General features: G+C 76.0%; 22 protein-coding genes. 12 read left to right on the top strand and 10 right to left on the bottom strand.

Going from position 1 to position 22,739, the window contains the following annotated elements:
* Window positions 1–230 (top strand): hypothetical protein (locus LO771_RS16975; protein WP_230653236.1); only part of this gene is annotated, 230 nt, incomplete at its 5' end.
* Between the two features lie 149 nt (window positions 231–379).
* The gene (locus LO771_RS16970; RefSeq protein WP_230653234.1) at window positions 380–1,483 is read left to right on the top strand and encodes an ADP-ribosylglycohydrolase family protein; all 1,104 of its coding nucleotides are present in this window, start codon (window positions 380–382) and stop codon (window positions 1,481–1,483) included.
* A gap of 45 nt (window positions 1,484–1,528) precedes the next feature.
* Here LO771_RS16970 and LO771_RS16965 read toward each other — a convergent pair whose 3' ends face one another.
* The 4 genes from LO771_RS16965 to LO771_RS16950 form a co-directional block, all read right to left on the bottom strand.
* Window positions 1,529–2,191 (bottom strand): MSMEG_1061 family FMN-dependent PPOX-type flavoprotein, encoded by a 663-nt coding sequence (locus LO771_RS16965; RefSeq protein ID WP_230653232.1) that lies wholly within the window; start codon window positions 2,189–2,191, stop codon window positions 1,529–1,531.
* Between the two features lie 104 nt (window positions 2,192–2,295).
* Entirely contained in the window at window positions 2,296–2,505 is a 210-nt protein-coding gene (locus LO771_RS16960; RefSeq protein WP_230653230.1) for a DUF397 domain-containing protein, read from the bottom strand.
* Window positions 2,492–3,361 (bottom strand): helix-turn-helix transcriptional regulator, encoded by an 870-nt coding sequence (locus LO771_RS16955; protein ID WP_230653228.1) that lies wholly within the window; start codon window positions 3,359–3,361, stop codon window positions 2,492–2,494. The genes LO771_RS16960 and LO771_RS16955 overlap by 14 nt, the downstream gene beginning before the upstream one ends.
* 237 nt (window positions 3,362–3,598) lie before the next feature.
* The gene (locus LO771_RS16950) at window positions 3,599–4,345 is read right to left on the bottom strand and encodes a GPP34 family phosphoprotein (RefSeq protein ID WP_230653226.1); all 747 of its coding nucleotides are present in this window, start codon (window positions 4,343–4,345) and stop codon (window positions 3,599–3,601) included.
* A gap of 258 nt (window positions 4,346–4,603) precedes the next feature.
* On the opposite strand from LO771_RS16950, the gene LO771_RS31360 reads away from it, so the two are divergent.
* Window positions 4,604–7,030, top strand: coding sequence for a D-alanyl-D-alanine carboxypeptidase (locus tag LO771_RS31360; protein ID WP_230653224.1), 2,427 nt, complete (start codon window positions 4,604–4,606; stop codon window positions 7,028–7,030).
* A gap of 134 nt (window positions 7,031–7,164) precedes the next feature.
* Complete coding sequence (locus LO771_RS16940) at window positions 7,165–7,710, top strand: DUF2231 domain-containing protein (RefSeq protein ID WP_230653222.1); 546 nt, start codon at window positions 7,165–7,167, stop codon at window positions 7,708–7,710.
* 67 nt (window positions 7,711–7,777) lie between these two features.
* On the opposite strand, the gene LO771_RS16935 is transcribed toward LO771_RS16940, so the two are convergent.
* On the bottom strand, window positions 7,778–8,164 hold the full coding sequence (locus LO771_RS16935) for a hypothetical protein (protein WP_230653220.1): 387 nt from the start codon (window positions 8,162–8,164) through the stop codon (window positions 7,778–7,780).
* Between the two features lie 193 nt (window positions 8,165–8,357).
* On the opposite strand from LO771_RS16935, the gene LO771_RS16930 reads away from it, so the two are divergent.
* Window positions 8,358–8,936: a pyridoxamine 5'-phosphate oxidase family protein gene (locus LO771_RS16930; RefSeq protein WP_230653218.1), complete on the top strand. Its 579-nt coding sequence runs from the start codon at window positions 8,358–8,360 to the stop codon at window positions 8,934–8,936.
* Window positions 8,937–9,014: 78 nt separating this feature from the next.
* Here the strand turns inward: LO771_RS16930 and LO771_RS16925 are convergent, their stop codons facing one another.
* The gene (locus tag LO771_RS16925; protein WP_230653216.1) at window positions 9,015–10,034 is read right to left on the bottom strand and encodes a hypothetical protein; all 1,020 of its coding nucleotides are present in this window, start codon (window positions 10,032–10,034) and stop codon (window positions 9,015–9,017) included.
* 358 nt (window positions 10,035–10,392) lie between these two features.
* Between LO771_RS16925 and ctaD the strand changes: the two genes are divergently transcribed.
* On the top strand, window positions 10,393–12,129 hold the full coding sequence (gene ctaD, locus LO771_RS16920; RefSeq protein ID WP_230653214.1) for a cytochrome c oxidase subunit I: 1,737 nt from the start codon (window positions 10,393–10,395) through the stop codon (window positions 12,127–12,129).
* Window positions 12,126–12,482, top strand: coding sequence for a hypothetical protein (locus tag LO771_RS16915; protein WP_230653212.1), 357 nt, complete (start codon window positions 12,126–12,128; stop codon window positions 12,480–12,482). The genes ctaD and LO771_RS16915 overlap by 4 nt, the downstream gene beginning before the upstream one ends.
* Before the next feature lie 64 nt (window positions 12,483–12,546).
* On the opposite strand, the gene LO771_RS16910 is transcribed toward LO771_RS16915, so the two are convergent.
* Window positions 12,547–12,909: a DUF488 domain-containing protein gene (locus LO771_RS16910; protein WP_230653210.1), complete on the bottom strand. Its 363-nt coding sequence runs from the start codon at window positions 12,907–12,909 to the stop codon at window positions 12,547–12,549.
* A gap of 372 nt (window positions 12,910–13,281) precedes the next feature.
* On the opposite strand from LO771_RS16910, the gene LO771_RS16905 reads away from it, so the two are divergent.
* Window positions 13,282–15,666, top strand: coding sequence for a phosphoketolase (locus tag LO771_RS16905; protein ID WP_230653208.1), 2,385 nt, complete (start codon window positions 13,282–13,284; stop codon window positions 15,664–15,666).
* A gap of 158 nt (window positions 15,667–15,824) precedes the next feature.
* Here the strand turns inward: LO771_RS16905 and LO771_RS16900 are convergent, their stop codons facing one another.
* Window positions 15,825–17,645, bottom strand: a complete 1,821-nt coding sequence (locus tag LO771_RS16900) for a GAF domain-containing protein (protein ID WP_230653206.1) — start codon at window positions 17,643–17,645, stop codon at window positions 15,825–15,827.
* A 337-nt stretch (window positions 17,646–17,982) separates the two neighbouring features.
* Here LO771_RS16900 and LO771_RS16895 point away from each other — a divergent pair, with 337 nt between their 5' ends.
* On the top strand, window positions 17,983–19,659 hold the full coding sequence (locus tag LO771_RS16895) for a GAF domain-containing protein (protein ID WP_230653286.1): 1,677 nt from the start codon (window positions 17,983–17,985) through the stop codon (window positions 19,657–19,659).
* 120 nt (window positions 19,660–19,779) lie between these two features.
* Here LO771_RS16895 and LO771_RS16890 read toward each other — a convergent pair whose 3' ends face one another.
* Both LO771_RS16890 and LO771_RS16885 read right to left on the bottom strand, forming a co-directional pair.
* Complete coding sequence (locus LO771_RS16890; RefSeq protein ID WP_230653204.1) at window positions 19,780–20,496, bottom strand: response regulator transcription factor; 717 nt, start codon at window positions 20,494–20,496, stop codon at window positions 19,780–19,782.
* 324 nt (window positions 20,497–20,820) lie between these two features.
* Window positions 20,821–21,687, bottom strand: a complete 867-nt coding sequence (locus LO771_RS16885) for a universal stress protein (protein WP_230653202.1) — start codon at window positions 21,685–21,687, stop codon at window positions 20,821–20,823.
* Window positions 21,688–21,954: 267 nt separating this feature from the next.
* Here LO771_RS16885 and LO771_RS16880 point away from each other — a divergent pair, with 267 nt between their 5' ends.
* From LO771_RS16880 to LO771_RS16870, 3 genes are read left to right on the top strand one after another with little or no spacing between them, the layout of a single operon-like run.
* The gene (locus LO771_RS16880) at window positions 21,955–22,143 is read left to right on the top strand and encodes a hypothetical protein (RefSeq protein ID WP_230653200.1); all 189 of its coding nucleotides are present in this window, start codon (window positions 21,955–21,957) and stop codon (window positions 22,141–22,143) included.
* A 1-nt stretch (window position 22,144) separates the two neighbouring features.
* Window positions 22,145–22,504 (top strand): helix-turn-helix transcriptional regulator, encoded by a 360-nt coding sequence (locus LO771_RS16875; RefSeq protein ID WP_230653198.1) that lies wholly within the window; start codon window positions 22,145–22,147, stop codon window positions 22,502–22,504.
* The gene (locus LO771_RS16870) at window positions 22,501–22,713 is read left to right on the top strand and encodes a DUF6126 family protein (protein WP_230653196.1); all 213 of its coding nucleotides are present in this window, start codon (window positions 22,501–22,503) and stop codon (window positions 22,711–22,713) included. The genes LO771_RS16875 and LO771_RS16870 overlap by 4 nt, the downstream gene beginning before the upstream one ends.
* Window positions 22,714–22,739 lie beyond the last annotated feature (26 nt).

Raw genomic sequence — 22,739 nt, 5'->3', positions numbered from 1 at the left:
GCGCCAACGACCTGGGCGGCACCCTCATGGAGGAGACCATCTCCCGGATGGCGGGCTCCGCCTACGGCTCCCACCGGTCCGTCCGCGACCTGGAGGCCATCGCGCAGGCCGCCGGCCGCCCGGCCCGGCAGCGCACCACCCTCTACGGCGAGGTGCCCGCCGAGCGCCGCGCCGCAGCCCTCGCCTCCGACGGGCACCTGCCGGAGCTGCTGCCGCTGCTGGAGGGCTGAACCGCCGGTCCGCGGCCCGGCCCCGCGCGCCCGGAGCCGGCCGCCGTCCGCATGCGTAGACCTGTACGGCCCCCGCACCGCTCTTCGCATACAGTTCCGCGGGGGCGGCGGCCGCCGGCGGGCCGCGCTGGACGAGGAGGCATCCGACCGTGCAGGCACTCTGGTCGCGCGCGCAGGAGCAGGACTTCCGCAGCAGGGTGCGCGGATGCCTGCTCGGCGGTGCGGTCGGCGACGCCCTGGGCGCGGGGATCGAGTTCGAGTCGCTGGCCGCGATCCGCGCGGCGCACGGCCCGGCGGGCGTCACCGGCTACGTGCCCGCCTACGGGCGGCGCGGCGCGGTCACCGACGACACCCAGATGAGCCTGTTCACCGTCGACGGCCTGATCCGGGCGCACGTGCGGCGCGACAGCGGGGTGTGGCACCCGCCGACCGACGTCCACCGGGCGTACCTGCGCTGGGCCGCCACCCAGCGCGACTGGGGGCCCGACGAGCGCCGCCCCGACCTGGGCTGGCTGGCCCGCGAGGAGTGGCTGTACGCGCGGCGGGCGCCCGGCCAGGCCTGCCTGTCGGGCCTGGAGGACGGCCGGATGGGCACCCTCCAGGACCCCCGCAACCCGCACTCCAAGGGCTGCGGCACGGTGATGCGCTCCGCGCCGTTCGGGCTGCTGGTCGGCTGGGACCCGGTCCTCGTCCTCCAGCTCGCCATGGAGTGCGCCGCCCTCACCCACGGCCACCCCACCGGCTACCTGTCGGCGGGCGCCCTCGCCGTCGTCGTCCACACGGCGGTGCGCGGCGGCACCCTGGAGGAGGGCGTCCACCTGGCGCTGGCGCTGCTCTCGGAGCGGCCCGGCCACGAGGAGACCACGGCGGCGCTGCGCGGCGCGCTGGACGCGGTGCGGGCCGGGCCGCCGTCGGCGGAGCGGGTGGAGTCGCTGGGGGAGGGCTGGGTCGCCGAGGAGGCGCTGGCGATCGCCCTGTACTGCGCCCTGGTGGCGGAGGACGTCCGCTCCGGCCTGCTGCTGGCGGTGAACCACTCCGGGGACAGCGACTCCACCGGGGCGGTCTGCGGCAACCTGCTGGGGGTGCTGCACGGGGAGACGGCGCTGCCGCCGGAGTGGCTGGGGGAGCTGGAGGGCCGCGGGACCCTGCTCACGCTGGCGGACGACTTCGCCCTGGAGATGACCCACGGGCCGGAGCTGCACGGGCCCGGCGGCGCGGACGGCTCCTGGGCGCGGCGGTACCCGGCGGCCTGAGCGCCCGGCCGGTGCGGCGGCGGGGCCCCGGGGGCCCCGGAGCCCTCACGCATAGCGGTGCTGCAGCGACTCCCGCTCGCTCTGCCGCACGTCCTCCAGCGTCAGCCCCGGCACGTCCAGCTGGGCCAGCGTCACCTCCGCGGAGCTCGGCGCCGCGTCCGCCGGCAGCCACTGCTCCGGCTTCCACGCCGCGCCCCGCAGGAAGGCCTTCGGGCAGTGCGGGTAGACCTCCTCCGCCTCCACCACGATCGCGCTGCGCGGCGGCTTCCCGACGGGGGTGAGCGCCGCGAGCAGCTCCGGGTCGGCGGAGACGCAGGCGCGGCCGTTGAGCCGCAGGGTGGTGTCGCGGCCGGGGACGACGAAGAGGAGGCCGGCGCGGCCGGTCCGCACGATGTTCTGCAGGGAGTCGATGCGCTTGTTCCCGGTGGCGTCGGGGATCGCGACGGTGCGCGCGTCGAGGACGGAGACGAAGCCGGGCGGGCCGCCCCGGGGGCTGACGTCGCAGCGGCCCTCGGCGTCGGCCGTCGCCACCAGGACCAGGGAGGCGCAGCCGACCAGCCGCCGGGCCGCGTCGGTGAGGAAGGAGGTCTCCTTGCGCCGGGCGGCGTCGCCGGGGGCCTCGTAGAGGGCGCGGAGGCCGTCGGCGTCCCGTACGGCACCCGCCTGCAACGCTTCGAAGGAGCCGCCGGACTCCGGTGTGATCGTCATGCCGGAGAACCTACCGGTGGGTGCGGACCCCTGACGCCCCGGCAGCAGTCAGCCCCTCCGGCCGCGGTCCGCTGCGGCCGGAGGGGCGTGCCGGCCCCGGTTGCTCAGGCGGCGTCGAAGGAGCCGCGGCCGACCGCCGCGACGAAGGCGGACCAGGCCTCGGGGGAGAAGGCCAGCGACGGTCCCTCGGGGTCCTTGGAGTCGCGTACGGCCACCGTGGAGACCTGCGGGACCGCGACCTCCACGCACTGGCCGTTGGCGCCGCTGTAGCTGCTCTTGCGCCACACCGGAGCGCTGCTGTTATCCGCGTTCATCTTGTGCGTACTCCCTCGCGTACCTGGCTATCAGCGACCGGGTATCCGTGACGCCGAGCGCCGCGGCCATCAGGTGGTCGTAGAGACCGGTATAGCGACGGACGTCGGCCTCCTTCTCCAGGTAGAGGTCGCTTGTCACTCCTTCGAGGTAAACAACAGCCGTATCTGCTGACTCAGGGAACTCAAGGATGGAGAATGCCCCGGTCATTCCGGGGTGGGCCCCCTTGGCGAACGGGATCACCTGCAGGTTGACGTGCGGCTCCTCGCACAGCTCGGCCAGCCGCTCCATCTGGGCGGCCATCACCTCCCGGCTGCCGACCACCCGGGCCAGGGCGGCCTCGTCGACCACCGCCCAGAAGTTGTCCAGCCGGTCCGGCCCCTGCACCCGCCGCTGACGCTCCATCCGCACCTCGACCCGGCGGCGCACCGCCTCGGCGTCGGTGTCCGGCTGGATCCCGGTCACCACCGCCTGGGCGTACTCCCGCGTCTGGAGCAGGCCGGGCACGAAGGACGACTCGTAGTTGCGGACCGCCGAGGCCTCCGCCTCCAGGCCGATGTAGACGCTGTAGGGGATGTCGCCGAAGGCGTGCCACCACCCCCGCTGCCGGGACTCCCGCGCCATCGCCATCAGGGACTCGCGCATCCGCTCGTCCTCGACCCCGTACACCTCGCACAGGTCGCGGACGTCGCGCTGGCTGATGCTGCGCCGCCCGTTCTCGAGCCGGCTGATCTTCGACTGGGAGACCATCAGCCGGCCCGCCACCTCCTCGGCGGTCATGCCCTTCTGCTCGCGGAGGCGGCGCAGCTCGGCGCCGAGCCTGCGGCGGCGCACGGTCGGATTGATGCTGGCGGACACGGCGACCTCCGGTGGGTCTCGGATTCGTTCCAACCACCTCGACGGGACGAGCATGCCACCGTGGATCATCCGGTGCCGGGGAATCGGTCCGGCTCATCGGATCGGGTGCGCCGCGGACATGCCGGAGGGCGGCCGACCGGCACACCGCACGCCGATCGGCCGCCCTCCGGACCGCTCCGGCCGTCCCGTTCCGGGACCGGCTCCCGCGGACGCCCCTTCCGGCGGGGCCCCGCCGCGCTAGCGCGCCACCGCGTGCGCCATGCCGGGGCCGACGGCGGCCGCCGCCCCGCGCCCGGGCCGCCCGACGGCCGTCCGCGACCCCGGGCGGCTCGGCCCGCCGGCACCGCGCTGCGCCTGCGCCGGAAGGCCGTTCTGCACGTCCATCACCGCGTGGGCCACCATCCCGCCCAGGGGGTCGTACCGGATCAGGTCGCGCAGCCGCGACCTGGACGACCGGCCCTCGTTGCCCGGGTAGAGGTGCTTGCCCAGGCCCACGGCGTGCGCCAGCGCGGCCAGCGCGGCCGTCCGCGGGTCCGGTGGCACGCCCGTCCTGATGGCCGTGTCCAGACGCTGCTTGATCGCACCGTTCGTGCACTCGTCGGACGCCTGGTAGCGCGTCGTCGGCAGCACCCCGCACACCTGGCCCGGCACCGCCGTCACCATGCCGCACCGTTCCAGGTGCGCCAGGTACGTCTGACGCAGCCCCAGCCGGGGCCCGCCGATCCAGTGCACGGCACGCACCGCGCTGCCGCGCCTGCGCAGCAGCTCCAGCGCGTGGTCCAGGGTCGGGTCACCCGTCGGCCGCGGCAGCACCACGGCGATACGATCTCCGTCCGGGACTATCCGTCCGGCCAGGGCCAGCTCGACGAGCTGTGCCCCGGCGAGTCCGAGGTCAAGGGTCTGCGGCTGCGCCGTGGTACCCGTGGCCGGGTCCAAAGCGAGCAGCAGCAGTTCCTCGGGAATTGTTCTGCGGCTCCTGCCCATCCAAGCCTCCCCGCGTGGATGAATGACAGAGTGACGCCTCTCACACCCTGCTGTCGAGACCGCCTCTGAATCGTGACCCGGGAACCGGTGTCCGCCCGGGGCTCGTCACCCACGTGTCCGGGGTGTCGGACCCGGGAGAAACGCCGGTCGGACGGGGCTTGGACGGGCGACATCATGTTCGTGGCGGAGACTGTCCGCTGTGGGGCGGGACGCCGGTGCGCAGGGCGTTCCGCCAGGTGTGTGAGGAGGTTGGGTCACGTGGGCGAGTCCCCCGGCACGGTCGAGCGCGACGAGGAGCGGCGGCGCGCCGATCCGGACGGTGAGTCTCCGGGCGGTTCCGCCGAGGGCGGTGCGTCACCGGCGGCGGACGCCCGGGACGGCGCCGGCGCGGAGCAGCAGGCGGACGGCGGGACGGCCGTCCGGGCCGAGTCCACCGTGCAGCTGCGGGTGCGGGGCACGGACAGCCCCACCACCATGCTGCGGCTTCCGGTCGACAGCCCCACCCGGACGCTGCGCCTCCCCGCCGGTGCGACGGCCGTCCCGGACCGGGAGGAGCCCGCGGAGGGTGCGGAGCCCGCCGAGGGCGCGGATCCCGCCGGGGGCGCCGCGGACGATGCCGGGGCCGGGACCGCGGGCGGCACTGCGGTGCCGGACGACCCGCGCCTCGCCCTGCGGGCCGGCGGGGCGCCGTCCCGTGCCGGCCGGTCGTCCGGTGCCGCCACCGCGAAGGGCGGGACCGGGAAGGCGGGATTCGGGAAGGCCGGCGCCGGGAAGGACGAGGAGGCCGGAACCGGAGCGGAGGCGCCGGAGGAGGCCGGAAAGGCCGAACGGCGCGTCGGCAGTGCCGTGGTGACGGCCGATCCGGAGGCCGGGACGGAAGAGGCGGGGACAGAGGCAGGAGCAGAGGCAGAGGCAGAGGCGGAAGAGGGGAGGACCGGCACCGGGACGGAGGTCGGCGCTGCACCTGCGGCCGCAGCCGCCGCGGGGACGGCGGACCGGCCCGCGACCCCGGCCGGACGGAAGGCCGCGGCCGGTGCCGAGGCGGACGGGGGCACCCCCGCACCCGGCGACGCACCCGGGACCGGGGACGCCCCGGTGACCGAGGTGCCGCTGCCGAAGGTTCCTCAGGCCGCCGCCGCCGGGACCACCCCCACCGTGACCGCCGCCACGGCCGCCGCCGGAGCCACGGCCGCCGGTGCCGTGCCCGCCGGCGCCACCGCCGCCGGTGCCGCACCCGCACCTGCACCCGCACCCGGGTCCGCGCCCTCCGCGCCCGTCTCCGGCGCCTCCGCGTCCTCCGCCGTCCGGCCGGTCTCCCGGCCCGTGACCCGGCCGCAGCCGCACCCCGTCTCCGCGTCCGGGCCCGGGCAGGGGCCGGACGGGGAGCCGGAGCCGCCGCGGACCCCGGAGACCACCTCCGAGGCCATGGAGGTCCTGGCCTCGCTCAGTGCGCGCCCCATGACGCCGCTGCGCCGCGCGGTCCGGCGGATCACGGTCTGGAGCGTCTTCCTGGCCTTCGTCCTCGCCGTCGTCTGCGTCGTCCAGCTGCTGCGTCCGCTGCCCGGTCCCGAGGTGAGGTCCACCGGACCGGCCTCCTACGCGTTCCCCGGGAGCAGGCCGGACCTGCCGTGGCCGACCGGCGGCCAGGCCGTGGCCGAGGTCTACGGCCTGGGCGGCCTCGGCGGGTCCGGGGCGGCCACCCCCGCGCCGATGGCGAGCGTCACGAAGGTGATGACCGCGTACGTGGTGCTCCAGGACCACCCCCTCAAGCCCGGCGAGGACGGCCCCGTGCTCACCGCCGACAAGCAGGCGGCGTCCGACTACTCCAAGGGCGTCACCGAGGGCGAGTCGGTGGTGAAGGTGACGGAGGGGCAGAAGATCAGCGAGTACGAGGCGCTGCAGATGCTGCTGATCCCGTCGGCGAACAACATCGCCCGGCTCCTCGGCCGCTGGGACGCGGGTTCCCAGGAGGCGTTCGTCAGGAGGATGAACGACACCGCGAAGCGCCTCGGCATGACGAGGACCGTCTACACCGACCCCAGCGGCCTGGAGGCGTCGACGAAGTCCACCGCTGCGGACCAGCTGAAGCTGGCGGAGCGGGTGATGCAGGACGAGGTCTTCCGGCAGGTCGTGAGCACGCAGAACGTGGTGCTGAGCGACGGCCAGCGGATCTTCAACAACAACCAGCTGCTCGCCACCGGCGACCACGTCATCGGCGTGAAGACCGGTTCCAGCACCCCCGCCGGCGGCTGCCTGATGTGGGCGGCCGAGAAGCAGGTCGGCGGCACCACCCAGCTGATCATCGGCGTGGTGATGGGCCAGCAGGGCGCGGGCATCCTGCAGAAGGCGCTGGACGTCAGCGGCGGCATCATCGCCGCCGCGCAGAAGAGCCTCACCGACCACACCGTGCTGCGGAAGGGCGACGTCGTCGGCTACGTGGACGACGGCCTGGGCGGCCGGGTCCCGGCGGTCGTCTCCCGGGACGTCACGGTCGTCGGCTGGTCCGGCCTGAAGGTGGGCATCGGCCTCGACCCGGTCGGCTCCCTCCCGCACACCGCCGGGGCGGGCACCCGGGTGGGCACCGTCACCGTCGGCAGCGGCCAGGGCGAGGTGAAGGTCCCGGTCGTGCTGCGGGACGCCCTCGCGCCGCCGTCGATCGGCTCGCGCCTGACGCGCCTGCTGTAGGGGCGGGGGCGCCCGGGCCGGAGCGCACGGGGCCGGACGGCACTGCCGTCCGGCCCCGTTTCTGTCTACATTCATGTAGTAGGTTGCCCGGGACCGGCCGCCAGGACCGGCTCACTCCCCGGAAGGACCGTCCCGTGAGTCTCGAGATCATCAACGGGCTGCCCGCCCACGTGCTCTTCGTGCACGCCGTCATCGTGCTCGTCCCGCTGACCGCGCTCGTCCTCGTCGTCGCCGCGCTGCTTCCCCGCGCCGCCCGCCGCATAGGCGTCGCGCTGCCCGTGCTCGCGCTGGTCACCCTGGGCTTCGTCCCGCTGTCCACCCACGCCGGAGAGTGGCTGGAGCGGCACGTCGACAGCGACCCGCTGGTCCGCCGCCACGCGGAGCTCGGCGACGGGATGCTCCCCTGGGCGGCCGGCCTCGTCGTCCTCGCGGCCGCCGTGTGGTGGACGACCCGCCGCTACGCCGCCGGTACCGCCGCCGCCCCGGCCGCCGGCGACGCCGCGGCCCGTCCCCGCACGGCCCCCGTCGCCCTGCGCGCTGTCGTCGCCGTGCTCTGCCTGGCGGTCGGCGCCGGCGCCGTGGTGGACGTCTACCGGATCGGCGACTCCGGGGCCAAGGCCGCATGGCACGACGGCTTCTCCCAGAAGGCCGCCAAGGGCGGCGAGGACGGGGAGGGCTGACGCCGCCGGCCGGCCGTGCCCGCGGCACGGCCGGCCTCTCCCGCCGCCCTCGCCTCCGGCGGAGGCGTCACAGGCGCCTGCGGCGCATCGCCCGGCGGGCCAGCAGCAGCGCCACCAGGATCGCCGCGAGCACCAGGACCAGCACGACCACGAGGACGACACCCGAGAAGAAGCCGTGGCTCCGGCGGCTGCGGTGCCGCTTCCTGATCTTCACCTTGGCGGGCAGGGCCGCCCGGACCGCCTGCGGGGCCCGGTCCGTCCGCACCGCGCCCGTCGGCACCGTGCCCGTCCGCGCCGCCGGGTCCGCGCCCGCGGCCGCCCCGCCCCCCGGCGCGGCGCTGCCGGCCACCGCCGCCCGGGCCGGCGCCGGCGCGGCGGAGGCGGCGGTCCCGGCCGCGACCCCTCCCGCGGCCAGCGCCAGCGACAGCAGGACTCCCGTGACAGCCGATCTCATGCTGCTCCCCCTCCGGCCGAGCCGCCCCCGGAACCTCCGGCGGGCGAACGGCTCCTGCCCGCCCTCTCCCGCCGCCGAAACCCGGGCGTCCGTTCCCGGCCACCGCCCGCGTACGCCCGCGGACGCCCGCCCTGCCTGTCCGCATCGCGGACGCCCCCTGGTCCACTCTGCGGACAGCCGCCACCATGGGCGCATGGCACACGTCCACGAGGGGATCGGCGAACGCCTGCGGGCCTTCGTCGAGGAGCAGTCCGTCTTCTTCGTCGGCACCGCCCCGCTGGCGCCGGACGGGCACGTGAACATCTCCCCCAAGGGCGCCAGGGGGTCGCTCGCCGTCCTCGACGAGCACACGGTGGCCTACCTGGACTTCACCGGCAGCGGCGCGGAGTCCCTCGCGCACCTGCGGGAGAACGGCCGGATCACCCTCATGTGGTGCTCGTTCGGCGCGACGCCCGACGTGGTGCGGGTCCACGGCCGCGGGGAGCCGGTGTTCCGCGACGACCCCCGGTGGGACGGTCTGATCGGGCACTTCCCGCAGGTGTCGGGGCACCCGGGGGCCCGCGCCGTGGTGCTCGTCCACGCCCTGCGCGTCAGCGACTCCTGCGGGTACGCCGTGCCGTTCCTGGAGTACCGCGGCGAGCGCGACCTCCTCGTCCGGTACTTCGGGCGCCGGGACGAGGCGTTCCACGCCGACTACGTGGAGCGGAAGAACGCGGTCTCCATCGACGGCCTGCCCGCGGTGCCGCTCCCGCTCCCCCCGCGCACCTCCTGACGCCACGTCCGGCCCGCGCCCGGCCCCGCGCCCGTGCCGCACGGTCCCTGCGCATCCTCCGGCCCCTCCGGGCCGCCCTCAGCGGACGCGGTGCAGCAGCGCCCGCTCGTCCATGCTCTCCGCCGCCGCGCGGCGGGGCGTGGCCGGCCCCTGGGGGCCGTAGCCGACGCGGACCAGCATCTGCGGGCTGCACACCGCGGCACCGGGGTCGCGGAGCAGCCAGCGCAGGTCCGGCCACTCCAGCGCCTGGTGCAGCAGGGAGGCGCGCAGGCCGTGGGCGGTCAGCAGCAGCAGGACGTGCTCCAGCGCCTGGCCGGCCCGGAGCCAGTCCACGGGGCGGTCCTGACGGGTGGTCAGCACCGTGAGGTGCGGGTGGGACTCGAAGTCGGCGGTGGGCAGGTGCCGCCGCAGCGGCCGCCCGGAGAAGTCCCGCATCGGCACCCGGGCCTCCGCGTCCTGCGGGCCCAGCGCCGTGGCGGGGATGCCGTACGGCCCCCCGTCCGGGCCGGTGATCCAGGAGCGGCTCTCCACCCGGCGGGCGGGCTCGCCGGTGTTGCGCTGCTCCGCCTCGGTGGTCAGCGCGAGCAGCCGCACCGACTCCTCCGCGCCGGGGAAGCGCAGGTCCGCGCCCTCGGTGCGGGCGGCGGCGGTCAGCGCCTCCGGCAGCCCCTCCGGCAGCGGCCGGTCGCTGAACGGCATCCGGCTGGAGTGCCGCTGCCAGATCGCCTCGTACAGGCCCTCCCAGCGGGGCCGCGCCGCGTCCGCGGGGCGGGCGGCCCGCGGCGGGCCGGCCAGTCGGACCGCGGCCAGCAGGGCCGGGTCGGCCGGGCGGGGCAGCAGGGCGAGGACCGGCTCCCAGCCGAAGTGGGCGGCGGCCACCCGCAGGTTGAACACCGCCCCGCCCACCGAGACGTGCAGCGCCCGCCCGGTGGGGTCGGCCAGCCGCAGCGCCCGCTCCGGCGCCGCGTACACCTCGACGGCACGGGAGGCGGGGTCCAGGCGGAACCGCCAGGGCTGGGTGTTGTGGATGGAGGGGGCGGCGACCGCGGCCGCGACCAGCGTCTCCAGGGTTCCGGCGTCGAGTACCGGCGTGGTCATGGCCATCCCCTCCTCGGGGCTGTCCGCGGCATCAGGTCACGCCACCAGCGTGCCTCCGGCCCCTCGCGCGGCGCAGGGCCCGGCGGTCCCGGGCGCCAGGGCCGAACGTCACCCCGGCGCCGCCGGCCGGTCGCACCCCGCCGGGCTGCGGACTGTCGGCCGGCGGGCGCGGGGCGCGGCGGACCGCGGGCCGGCGGGCGTACGGGGCGGCCTCCCCGGTCCCGGGCGGAGCGCCGCGCGTCCGGCGGCGGGCCGGTCCCCCGATTGCACTACGCAGTGACGTGACTACTCGAAGTTGTCGGTGCCGCGTGCCATCGTGATCCGGTCGGACCGCTGTCGACCGCGAGGGAGTGTCCCGGTGACCACGACGGACAGAGCGGGCCGCGTCGGCGCGGAACCACCGCGCGCGGAGCGGACCAGTACCGGAAAGGTGATCGTCAAGTGGGTGACGACCACCGACCACAAGACCATCGGCACGCTGTACCTCTTCACCTCGTTCGGCGCCTTCCTGATCGCCGGGGTCCTGGCCCTGGTGATGCGGGCCGAGCTGGCCCGTCCGGGCACCCAGATCCTCTCCAACGAGCAGTACAACCAGGCGTTCACGCTGCACGGCGGCGCCATGCTGCTGATCTTCGCCACGCCGCTCTTCGCGGGCTTCGCCAACTGGATCATGCCGCTGCAGATCGGCGCGCCCGACGTGGCGTTCCCTCGGCTGAACATGTTCGCCTACTGGCTCTACGTCTTCGGGTCGCTCATCGTCATCTGCAGCCTGCTCACCTCCCAGGGCGCGCCCGACTTCGGCTGGTTCTCCTACACGCCGCTGTCGGACGGCGTCCGCTCGCCGGGCGTCGGCGCCGACATGTGGATCATGGGCCTGGCCCTCTCCGGCTTCGGCACGATCCTCGGCTCGGTCAACTTCATCACCACGATCATCTGCATGCGCGCCCCCGGCATGACGCTCTTCCGGATGCCCATCTTCACCTGGAACGTGCTGCTCACCGCGGTGCTGGTCATCATGGTGTTCCCGGTGCTGGCGGCCATCTTCTTCGCGCTGGAGGCGGACCGGAAGTTCGGCGCCCACGTCTTCGACGCCGCCAACGGCGGGCCCATCCTGTGGCAGCACCTCTTCTGGTTCTTCGGCCACCCCGAGGTGTACATCATCGCGCTGCCGTTCTTCGGCATCATCACCGAGATCATCCCGGTCTTCGCCCGCAAGCCGATCTTCGGCTACTCCGGCCTGGTGGGCGCCACCATCGCCATCGCGGGCCTCTCCGCGACCGTCTGGGCGCACCACATGTTCGTCACCGGCCAGGTGCTGCTGCCGTTCTTCTCCTTCATGACCTTCCTCATCGCGATCCCGACGGGGGTGAAGTTCTTCAACTGGATCGGGACGATGTGGAGGGGCTCGCTGAGCTTCGAGACGCCCATGCTCTGGGTGGTGGGCTTCCTGGTCACCTTCCTCTTCGGCGGTCTGACCGGCGTGCTGCTGGCCTCCCCGCCGATCGACTTCCACGTCTCGGACTCCTACTTCGTGGTGGCCCACTTCCACTACGTGGTCTTCGGCACCGTCGTCTTCGCGATGTTCGCCGGCTTCCACTTCTGGTGGCCGAAGTTCACCGGCCGGATGCTCGACGAGCGCCTCGGCAAGATCACCTTCTGGACGCTCTTCGTCGGCTTCCACACCACCTTCCTGGTGCAGCACTGGCTCGGCGCCGAGGGCATGCCCCGCCGCTACGCCGACTACCTGGCCTCCGACGGCTTCACGACCCTGAACACCGTCTCGACCATCGGCTCGTTCCTGCTCGGCCTGTCGATCCTGCCGTTCCTCTACAACGTCTGGCACACCGCCCGGTACGGCGAGAGGGTCACCGTCGACGACCCGTGGGGCTACGGCCGCTCGCTGGAGTGGGCGACCTCCTGCCCGCCGCCGCGGCACAACTTCCTCACCCTGCCGCGGATCCGCTCCGAGTCCCCGGCGTTCGACCTGCACCACCCCGACATCGCCGCCCGGTCCTACTTCGCCGAGCACGGCCTGCCCCTGGAGACGGTCGGCAGCCGGCGGACGATCGGCGAGACGGAGGGCCCGGACCGGTGAGGCGGCCCGGTCCGCGGGGGGAGAGCGACCGGGGGATCCACCAGCTGGAGGGCTACCTGCTCTGGCAGGGCGAGACCGCGGCGGCCCGGGAGCAGGCGGAGGCCTTCGCCGACCGGCTGCCCTGGCTGACCGGGCCGCAGCGCGAGGACGTGGTGCGGGTCTACACGGCCGACCGGCTGGAGGTCTCCCGCGCCACCGTGCGCCGGATCGCCGACCGGGCCCGGGAGCTGCGGCACGAGTACACCGCCCGGTACCGGGCGCTGCGGCTCAGGCTGCTGGCGCTCTCCCTCCTCGGGGTCGCCTGCGCCGCCGGGGCCGCGGCCCTGCTGGGCCTCCTCGGAGACCCGGGCTGACCCGCGCGGCGGCCCGGGGCGCGGGGCGCCGTGCCGGGGTTCTGCCGCCCGACGCCGCCCGGCGTCACTCGGCGTCGGTCAGCAGCACGGCCAGGACGGCGGCCTGGCTGTGCTCGACGTCGCGGGTCGCCGTCAGCAGGGTCAGCCCGTCGTGCTCGGCGATCTCCCGCAGGTGCTCCAGGGCCTGCCGCCGCTCCGGGTCGCGCAGCTCGGCCTGGTAGCGGCGGCGGAACTCGGCGAAGCGGTCCGGCCGGTGGGCGTACCAGTGGCGCAGGTCCGCCGAGGGGGCCACGTCCTGCAGCCACTCGTCGAGGCGGGCGTCCTCCCGGCGCACCCCGCGCGGCCAGATCCGGTCCACCAGCACCCGCACCCCGTCGCCGGGCGCGGCCTCCTCGTAGATCCTCCGGCAGGTGATGCTCTTGGCCATGGCAGCGCTCCTCGGGCCGCCGGACATCGGACCCGTCCATCGTACGTTCGGCGGCCCGCCGGGGCTCAGCGGGACCACGGCGGTCCGGGGCCGCCGCAGGCCGCCCGGCGGGACGGGGGCGCCGCCCGCCCGGCCCCCGCCGTCCCGCCTGCCCGACCCCCGCGCTGCCCGACCCCCGCCGTCCCGCCCCGTACAGCCCCGCATGACCGGACCGTCCGCGGGTACCCCCGGCCCGCACGGCCCGCACGGGGGTGCCCGTACGGCCCTGGCGGCCCCGCCCGCGGACCACCAGGCTCGAGGCGGCGGCTGCCCCCGCGGGCGCCGACGAGCGACGCACTGCGACCGGTCCAGCGACCCCGCGAAGGAGCAGCCATGCACGACGTCCGACCCCCCGCCGGCCCCCCCGTCCTCGCCGACGAGGAACTGGCGGCCCTGGACGCCCACTGGCGCGCGGCGAACTACCTCTCCGCCGGCCAGATCTACCTGATGGCCAACCCCCTGCTCACCGAACCCCTCCGCCCCGAGCACGTGAAACCCCGCCTGCTCGGCCACTGGGGCACCTCGCCCGGCCTCAACCTGGTCCACACCCACCTCAACCGGGTGATCTCCGCCCGCGGCCTGGACGCCGTCTGCATCTGGGGCCCGGGCCACGGCGGCCCCGCGGTCGTGGCCAACTCCTGGCTGGAGGGCAGTTACACCGAGACGTACCCGGACGTCACCCGGGACGCCGAGGGCATGGCCCGGCTGTTCCGGCAGTTCTCGTTCCCCGGCGGCATCCCCAGCCACGTCGCGCCCGAGACACCGGGCTCCATCCACGAGGGCGGCGAGCTCGGCTACTCCCTCTCCCACGCCTACGGCGCCGCCTTCGACAACCCCGGCCTGCTGGTCGCCTGCGTCGTCGGCGACGGCGAGGCCGAGACCGGGCCGCTGGCGGCCTCCTGGCACTCGAACAAGTTCCTCGACCCGGTCCGCGACGGCGCGGTCCTGCCGATCCTCCACCTCAACGGCTACAAGATCGCCAACCCCGCCGTCCTCGCCCGCATCCCCGAGCGCGAGCTCGACGAGCTGCTGCGCGGCTACGGGCACCACCCGATCTACGTCACCGGCGACGACCCCGCCCAGGTGCACCGCGCCATGGCCCACGCCATGGACACCGCCCTCGACCACATCGCCGTCATCCAGCGCACCGCCCGTGAGGAGGGCATCCCCGACCGGCCCCGCTGGCCCGTGATCGTGCTCCGCACCCCCAAGGGCTGGACCGGCCCCGCCGAGGTCGACGGCGTGCCGGTGGAGGGCACCTGGCGGGCCCACCAGGTCCCGCTCGCCGAGGTCCGCACCGACCCCGGCCACCTGCGGCAGCTGGAGCAGTGGCTGCGCTCGTACCGGCCGGAGGAGCTCTTCGACGCGCAGGGCCGCCCCCGCCCGCAGGTCCTCGCCGGCATCCCCGAGGGCCCGCGCCGCCTGGGCGCCAACCCGCACGCCAACGGCGGCCTGCTGCTGCGCGAGCTGCCCCTGCCGCCGCTGGAGCGGCACGCCGTCCCGGTCGACAAGCCCGGCGGCTCCGTCCACGAGCCGACCCGCGTCCTCGGCGACCTGCTGCGGGACGTCATGGAGGCCACCTCCGACCGCCGCGACTTCCGCCTGGTGGGCCCGGACGAGACCGCCTCCAACCGGCTCCAGGCCGTCTACGACGTCACGGACAAGGCGTGGGAGGCCGACACCCTCCCCACCGACGAGCACCTGGCCCGCGGCGGCCGCGTGCTGGAGATCCTCTCCGAGCACACCTGCCAGGGCTGGCTGGAGGGCTACCTCCTCACCGGCCGGCACGGGCTGTTCTCCTGCTACGAGGCGTTCGTCCACATCGTCGACTCGATGGCCAACCAGCACATCAAGTGGCTGCGCACCTCCCGCCGGCTGGGATGGCGGGCGCCGATCGCCTCCCTCAACTACCTGCTGACCTCGCACGTCTGGCGCCAGGACCACAACGGCTTCTCCCACCAGGACCCGGGCTTCGTCGACCACGTCCTCAACAAGAGCCCCGAGGCCGTCCGGGTCTACCTGCCGCCGGACGCCAACACCCTCCTCGCCGTCGCCGACCACGTGCTCCGCAGCCGCGACTACGTCAACGTCGTCGTCGCCGGCAAGCAGCCCTGCTTCGACTGGCTCGACCTGGAGCAGGCCCGGGCCCACTGCGCACGCGGCGCCGGGATCTGGGAGTGGGCGTCCACCGACGGCGACGGCGAGCCGGACGTGGTGCTCGCCTGCGCCGGCGACGTGCCCACCCTGGAGGTGCTGGCCGCCGCCGACCTGCTCCACCGCCACCTGCCCGACCTGCGGGTACGGGTGGTCAACGTGGTGGACATCGCCCGGCTGATGCCGCAGGAGGAGCACCCGCACGGCATGCCGGACCACGAGTACGACGCGCTGTTCACCCGGGACAGGCCGGTGGTCTTCGCCTACCACGGCTACCCGTGGCTGATCCACCGCCTCACCTACCGGCGGGCCGATCACCCGCATCTGCACGTCCGCGGGTACAAGGAGGAGGGCACCACCACCACGCCGTTCGACATGGTGCTCCGCAACGACCTGGACCGCTACCGGCTGGTCATGGACGTCATCGACCGGGTGCCGGGGCTGGCGGTGCGCGCGGCGCACGTGCGGCAGGCCATGGCCGACGTCCGCTTCCGCCACCACGGCTGGATCCGGGAGCACGGCACCGACCTGCCCGAGGTCGCCGACTGGTCCTGGACCCGCTGACGCCGGCCGGCCCGCGCCGTACGCCGCACCCCGCCCCCGGGCGGCCCGGACCCCGGGCCGCCCGGGGGCGGGCCCCGCACTCCCGCCCATGGCCGTGCCCGGGTCCGTGCCTGTGCCCGGGTCCGTGACCGTGGCCGACCGCCGGCTCCCCGTCCGGATCAGGCGGCGCGGGCCGCCAGCGGGACCCGCCACACCAGGCGGGTGCCACCGCCGCGCGGCGTCTCCACCAGCAGGGCGCCGCCCAGCTCCTCGGCGCTGCGCGCGAGGTCCCGCAGGCCGCCCCGGCCGTCCCCGGGACCCCCGCCGTCCCCGGGACCCCCGCCGTCCCCGGGACCCCCGCCCTCGCCGGCGCTCCCGCCGACACCCTCTCCCGCGGGCAGTCCCGCGCCGTCGTCCTCGACGGTGAGGGTCACCAGGCCGGCGCCGGCCTCCAGGACGACGTCCACCCGGCGGGCCCGGGCGTGGCGGGCCGCGTTCGCCAGCGCCTCGGCCAGGGCCGCCGCCGCCGCCTCGGCCGCGGCCGGCGGCACGGCGGTGTCCAGCAGCCCCTCCATGCGCAGCCGGGGGGCGAAGCCCAGCGCCGACGCGGCCTCGTCCACCAGCCGGGCCGCACGGGCGCGCAGGCCCCGGCCGGAGCCGCGCTCCCGCGCCCGCAGTCCGAAGATCGCCGACCGGATGATCCTGATGGTCTCGTCGAGGTCGTCGACGGCGCGCATGACGCGGTCGGCGGCCTCGGGGTGGTCGATGAAGCGGCCCGCGCTCTGCAGGGTCATGCCGGTGGCGAAGAGCCGCTGGATGGCGAGGTCGTGCAGGTCCCGGGCGATGCGGTCGCGGTCCTCCAGGATCGCGAGCTGCTCGGCGTCCCGCCGGTGCGCCGCCAGCTCCAGCGCCAGCGCCGCCTGGCCCGCGAACCCCAGCAGCGGCCGCACCTCCTCCTCGGTGAACGGCTGCTCACCGGGGCGGCGCGCCAGCATCAGCACCCCCCGGGTGCGCCCCGCCGTGGTCCCCATCGGCACGGCCACCGCCGGGCCCAGACCGGAGCCGCCCGGCGGACCGGCGGTGAGCCGCGGATCGCTGCGCACGTCGGGGCTGCTCACCGGGGCGGCGCCGGTCAGGGCGGCTCCGGTGAGGGTGCCCTCCAGGGGCAGCACCAGCCCCTCGCGGCCCGCCGCCCCCTCCCCGGCCGCCAGCTCCACGACCAGGTCCCCGGTGCCGGGGAGCGGCACGGCCACGTCGGCGACGGCGGCGCCGGTGATCTCCCGGGCCCGCTCCGCGATCAGGCCCAGGACCTGCCCGTGCGGGCTGCCGGACAGCAGACTGCCGATGACCTCGCCCCCGGCCTGCAGCCACGCCTGGCGGCGCCGGGCCTCCTCGTACAGGCGCGCGTTGTCGACCGCCACGCCCGCCGCCACCGCCAGGGTGGCCAGCACCACCTCGTCCTCGGCGTCGAACTCGCCGCCGCACCGCTTCTCCGCCAGGTAGAGGGTGCCGAACACCTCGCCGCGGACCCGGATCGGCACGCCCAGGAAGGTCCGCATCGGCGGGTGCCCCTCCGGCAGCCCGTACGCGGCCGGGTGGGCGGACATGTCGGCCAGCCGCAGCGGCCCGGGGTTGCGGATCAGCTCCCCCAGCAGGCCCCGGCCCGAGGGCGGCGGGCCGAGGGCGGCCGCCTCCTCGCCGCCGATCCCGACGGTCAGGAAGCGCGACAGGGTGCACCCGTCGGGTCCGACCACGCCGAGCGCGGCGTAGCGGGCGTCGACCAGGGCGGCGCCGGCCTCCACGACGCGGCGCAGGGCCTGGTCGAGCTCCAGCTCCCGGCCGACCGACAGGACCGCCTCGAAGAGGCCGTGGATCCGGGTGCGGGTGACCCTGGCCGCGTCGACGCGGGCCTGGAGCTCGTCCAGCAGCTCGTCCAGCCGCGACTGCTCGCGGGACCGCGCGGAACGGCCGGGGGTCCGTTGCGGGGGAGCGGTGTCCATGGCTGCCTCGGGGTGGGTACGGGCCGTCCGCACGTGGGGCGGCGTGGCGGGCGCCGTCGCGGCCTCCGCGGGACCCGCGGCGCGGCGACGGCCCGGCACCGCGGGACCGCGGGCGAGTGGCCCGGGCGGTTCCGCGGCGGCCCTGCCATTCCACCGGCGGCGCGGCCGTCCCGCTGGGGCCGAAGGGCCCCGGCCGCCCCTCCGCAGGTCCTTCGCCCGTCCGGTATCGGGTCGTCCGCCGGTCCGGGTACCTTGGGAGCGCAGGCGGCCCCACGGCCGCCCGGGACCGAGGAGGACCAACGTGGGCCGCGACGCCGGCGCCGCCCGGCTGCCGCAGATGCGCCTGGACGAGCTCCTCGAGGAGCTCCAGGCCCGCATCGACGCGGCCAGGGGCACCCGTGACCGGGTGCACAGCCTGCTGGAGGCCGTGCTGTCGGTCGGCCGCGAGCTGGACCTCACCCAGGTGCTGCGCACCATCGTGGAGGCCGGCGCGACGCTGGTCGACGCCCGCTACGCCGCGCTCGGCGTGATCGGCCCGGACGGCCGCACCCTGTCGCAGTTCCTCACGGTGGGGCTGTCGCAGGGCGAGGTCGACCGCATCGGCCCGCTGCCGTCCGGGCACGGCCTGCTGGGCGAGCTGATCCGGCACCCCGAGTCGCTGCGGATCGAGGAGCTGTCCCGGCACCCCGCCTCCTACGGATTCCCGTCCGGCCACCCGCCGATGCGGACCTTCCTGGGCGTGCCGATCCGGGTCCGCGGCGAGGTGTTCGGCAACCTCTACCTGACCGACAAGCAGAGCGGCGCCCGGTTCGACGCCGAGGACGAGGCGGTGATCTCCACCCTGGCGGTGGCCGCGGGCGTGGCGATCGACAACGCGCGCCTGTACGAAGAGGCGCAGCGCCGCCAGGCGTGGCTGCGGGCCAGCTCCGAGATCACCAGCAACCTGCTGTCGGGCGGCTCGCAGGAGCAGGTCCTGGAGCTCATCGCCGAGCGGACCCGCGAGTTCACGGCGTCCCAGCTGGTCGACATCGCGATGCCCGGCGCCCCGGGCGAGCTGGCCGTGCGGTTCTCCGCGGGGGAGCACGCCGAGCACCGCCGCGGCATGGTGCTGCCGTTCGAGGGGACCCTCTCCGGCGCCGCGTACACCACCGGCGAGCCCGCCTTCAGCGCCGACATCGGCCACGACCCGCGGGTGACGGCCGGTCCGCCGCGCTTCGCGGGCCTCGGCCCGGCGGTGGCCGTGCCGATGGGCACCGCGGAGAAGGAGGTCCGGGGCGTGGTCCTGCTGGCCCGGGGCAAGGACGAGCAGCCGTTCACCGAGGAGGAGGTGCGGCCGCTGCTGGGGTTCGCGGGCCAGGCGGCGCTGGCGCTGGAGCTGGCGGCGCACCGGCGGGACGCGGAGCAGCTCGCGATCCTGGAGGACCGCGACCGCATCGCCCGGGACCTGCACGACCTGGCCATCCAGCGGCTCTTCGCCACCGGCATGACCCTGCAGAGCGCGGGCCGCTTCATCGACCACCCCGAGGCCGCCGACCGCGTCATGCGCGCCGTCGACGACCTCGACGAGACGATCAAGATCATCCGGTCGACCATCTTCGGGCTGCGCGCCCGCGACTCCGCGGGCGAGGCCAGCCTGCGCGCCCGGGCCGCCCGGGCCGCGGAGGAGGCGGCCGCGGCGCTGGGCTTCGCCCCCCGCCTCAGCATGGAGGGGCTGCTGGACACCGACGTGCCCCCCGCCACCGCCGACCACGTGGTGGCCGTGCTCCGCGAGGCGCTCAGCAACGCGGCCCGCCACGCCCGGGCCCGCCGGGTGGAGGCCGACCTGCGCGCCACCGACTCCGAGGTGGTCCTGACGGTGACCGACGACGGGGTGGGCATACCCGGCGACGGACGCCGCAGCGGCCTGCGCAACCTGGCCGAGCGTGCGGAGCAGCTGGGCGGCACCCTGCTGCTGGAGGTCCCCCAGGGCGGGGGCACCCGGCTGGTCTGGCGGGCCCCGCTGCAGCGCGACTGACCGGGGACGGCACCGGCCCGGACCGTGCGCCGCCCCGGCGGCACCGGTCCGGGCCGGTGTGCGTTCCGTCTGCTCCGTGCGTTCCGGGCGCCCCCGCGGCACCCGCCGCCGGCGTCCGGCTCAGCGCCGGGTGCGCCCCGGCGCCCCGGCGCGGTCCTCCGCGGCCCCGGACGCCGCCTGCGTGGCGATCACCGCGGCCTGGACCCGGCGCTCCACGCCGAGCTTCGCCAGCAGCCGCGAGATGTGGTTCTTGACCGTCTTCTCCGCCAGGTAGAGGCGCTGGCCGATCTGACGGTTCGTCATGCCCTCGCCGATCAGGGCGAGGATCTGCCGCTCACGCTCCGTCAGCCCGGACAGCAGCTCCTCCTCCGGCTCCGGGTGCTTCTCGTCCCGCAGCCGCGCCATCAGGCGGGTGGTCGCGCCGGGGTCCAGCATCGACTGGCCGGACGCCACCGTGCGCACCGCCGTCACCAGGTCGGTGCCCTTGATCTGCTTCAGGACGTACCCGGCCGCACCGGCCATGATGGCGTCCAGCAGGGCCTCCTCGTCGTCGAAGGAGGTCAGCATCAGGCAGGCCAGTTCCGGCATCTGCGAGCGCAGCTCCCGGCAGACGCTCACCCCGTCGCCGTCCGGCAGCCGCACGTCCAGCACCGCGACCTGGGGGCGCAGCGCGGGGACGCGGGCGAGCGCCTGCGCCGCGGTGGCGGCCTCGCCCACCACCGTCAGGTCGGGCTCGGCGTCCAGCAGGTCGTGCACCCCGCGCCGGACCACCTCGTGGTCGTCCAGGAGGAAGACCCTGATCGGTCCGGACCCGGCGGGACCGCCGTTCTCCGCCATCGCATGCTCCGCCTTCGCCTCGTCCCTGTCCGGCGCACGCCGCGCGGACCCCACGGGGGCATCCTGCCCGCCGGTACGCCCGGCAACCAGGGCCGACCGGCCCCACCGCACCGGGACCGGGGGCCCGCGGAGGAGCGCCCGGAGCGCGGGGCGCGGCGCCGGGGCGCGCGGACACGGCCGGCGGGCCGCCCCCGCGCCGGGTCCCGCGCCGGACCGCTGCTCGGGCGTCCGGCCCGGGCTCGAGACTCGGGGGTGCGGCTCAGGGATACGGCTCGGGTGTCAGGCTCAGACGTCCGGCTCGGGGGTGCGGCTCAGGCGTCCGGCTCAGGGGTGCGGCACCACCGCGACCGGGCACCGTGCGTGGTGCAGCACCGCGTGCGCCGCCGGACCCACGTGCATGCCCAGCGGCGAGGAGCGCACCCGCCGGCCCACCACCACCAGCGACGCCTCCCGCGAGGCCTCCGCCAGCACCTCCCCGGCCGAGCCCAGCAGCACCTCCTCCACCGCCTCCACCTGCGGGTACTTCTCCCGCCACGGCCGCAGCACCGCCGCCAGCCCCTGTGCGGCGTCGGCCGACAGGCTCGCGGTCAGGTCGACGCCGAGGGGCGCCGCCGCGTAGCCGTACGTCGACGGCAGGCTCCAGGTGTGCACCGCCCGGACCCGCGCGGAGCGCCGGGCGGCGGTCCTGAACGCGAACTCGACGACCTCCTCGCACGGCCGGTCCAGCTCCACGCCGACCACGACCTCCCGCGGGTCGCCCGCCCCCCGGGCCTCGACCCCCTCCCCGGCCCGCACCAGCACCACCGGGCAGGCCGCGCGCGCCAGGACCTGCAGTCCCACTGACCCCACCAGGAACCCGGCCAGCGCCCCCAGCCCCCGCGACCCCAGTACCAGCAGCCCGGCCTCCCCCGCGGCGGCCACCAGCACCTCCGCCGGGTGGTCGGCGATCCGCTCCGAGGTGATCCCCAGGCCCGGGTGCCCCTCCCGCAGGCCCGACTCGACCTCCTGCAGCATCTCCTGCGCGAGGCCCGTGTCGGAGTCCTCGACCTTCGGCGGCGCGTTGAACAGCCAGGGCCACGCGAGGACCAGCCGCAGCGGCGCCCCGCGCAGCTCGGCCTCGCCGGCCGCCCACTCGGCGGCGGACAGGCTCTCCGGGGAGCCGTCGACGCCGACGGTGACACTGCGCTCCATGCTGACCTCCGAGGACGAGGGGGTGACGGGGGGCGGCCCGGGCTGACGGGTGTGCCGGGGCGGGCCTGCCGGGGACGGCCCCGGCCGCGGTGCGTGCGGGGCCGCCGGCGGGCACGCACCCGGTCCAGCCTGCCGCCTTCCCGGCCGGCGCGCCAGGGACACCCGGCCCCGTCCGCACGACCCGCCGGCCCCTTACGCCGGGCGGCCGGAAGTTGAAGACTTGTGCACATTCGGAGATCCTGAACATCCGGAAGGACGGGAGGGCCGATGGGTGCCTTCGACGAGGAACTGCGCCGGCAGATCGACGACGCCCGGCGCGAGCTCGCCGCGGCCCGCGCCGCCGGCGACGACGACGGCGTCCAGGCCTACGTCGGACGGGTGGCCGGACTGCTGCGGCTCGCCGCCGTCCACGGCGTCAGGGTCCCCCACGAACCGGAGGAAGAAGGAGAGGGCTGACGTGCCCGTCCCGCTGTACCAGGCCAAGGCGGAGTTCTTCCGCACGCTCGGCCACCCGGTCCGCATCCGTGTGCTGGAACTGCTCCAGGAGGGGCCGCGGCCCGTCCGCGACCTCCTCGCCGACCTCGACGTCGAGGCCTCCAGCCTCTCCCAGCAGCTCGCCGTGCTGCGCCGGGCCGGCCTGGTCGGCGCCACCCGGGAGGGCAACACCGTCGTGTACGCGCTGAGCACCCCCGACGTCGCCGAACTGCTGCGCGCCGCCCGCCGCATCCTCACCGAGATGATCACCGACCAGGGCGGCCTCCTCGCCGAACTGCGCGGGTCCGGAGCCCGCGCCGGCTCCCGGACGGCACCGGTATGAGCGGCCCCGGCACCCCCGCCGGGGCACCGCGCGCCACCCCGCCCCGCGGGCCCGGTGCGGCCGGTGCGGCCGGTGCGGCCCTCACCCCCGACGCCTCCGCCGAGCGGAGCCGCAGGCGCGGCACCGCCGTCCGCGTCTTCGTCTACGTGGCCGTCACGCACCTGTGGGCCGCCCTGCTGATCGCGATGTTCGCCGTCGGCCGCCGCTGACCCCGCCGCCGACCCCGGCGCCGGCC

This window comes from Streptacidiphilus sp. ASG 303 (genome assembly GCF_020991365.1).
Classification (GTDB): Bacteria; Actinomycetota; Actinomycetes; order Streptomycetales; family Streptomycetaceae; genus Peterkaempfera.
Note: the sequence above shows the minus strand (reverse complement) of the source record. Positions and strands in the feature narration are given on the sequence as shown.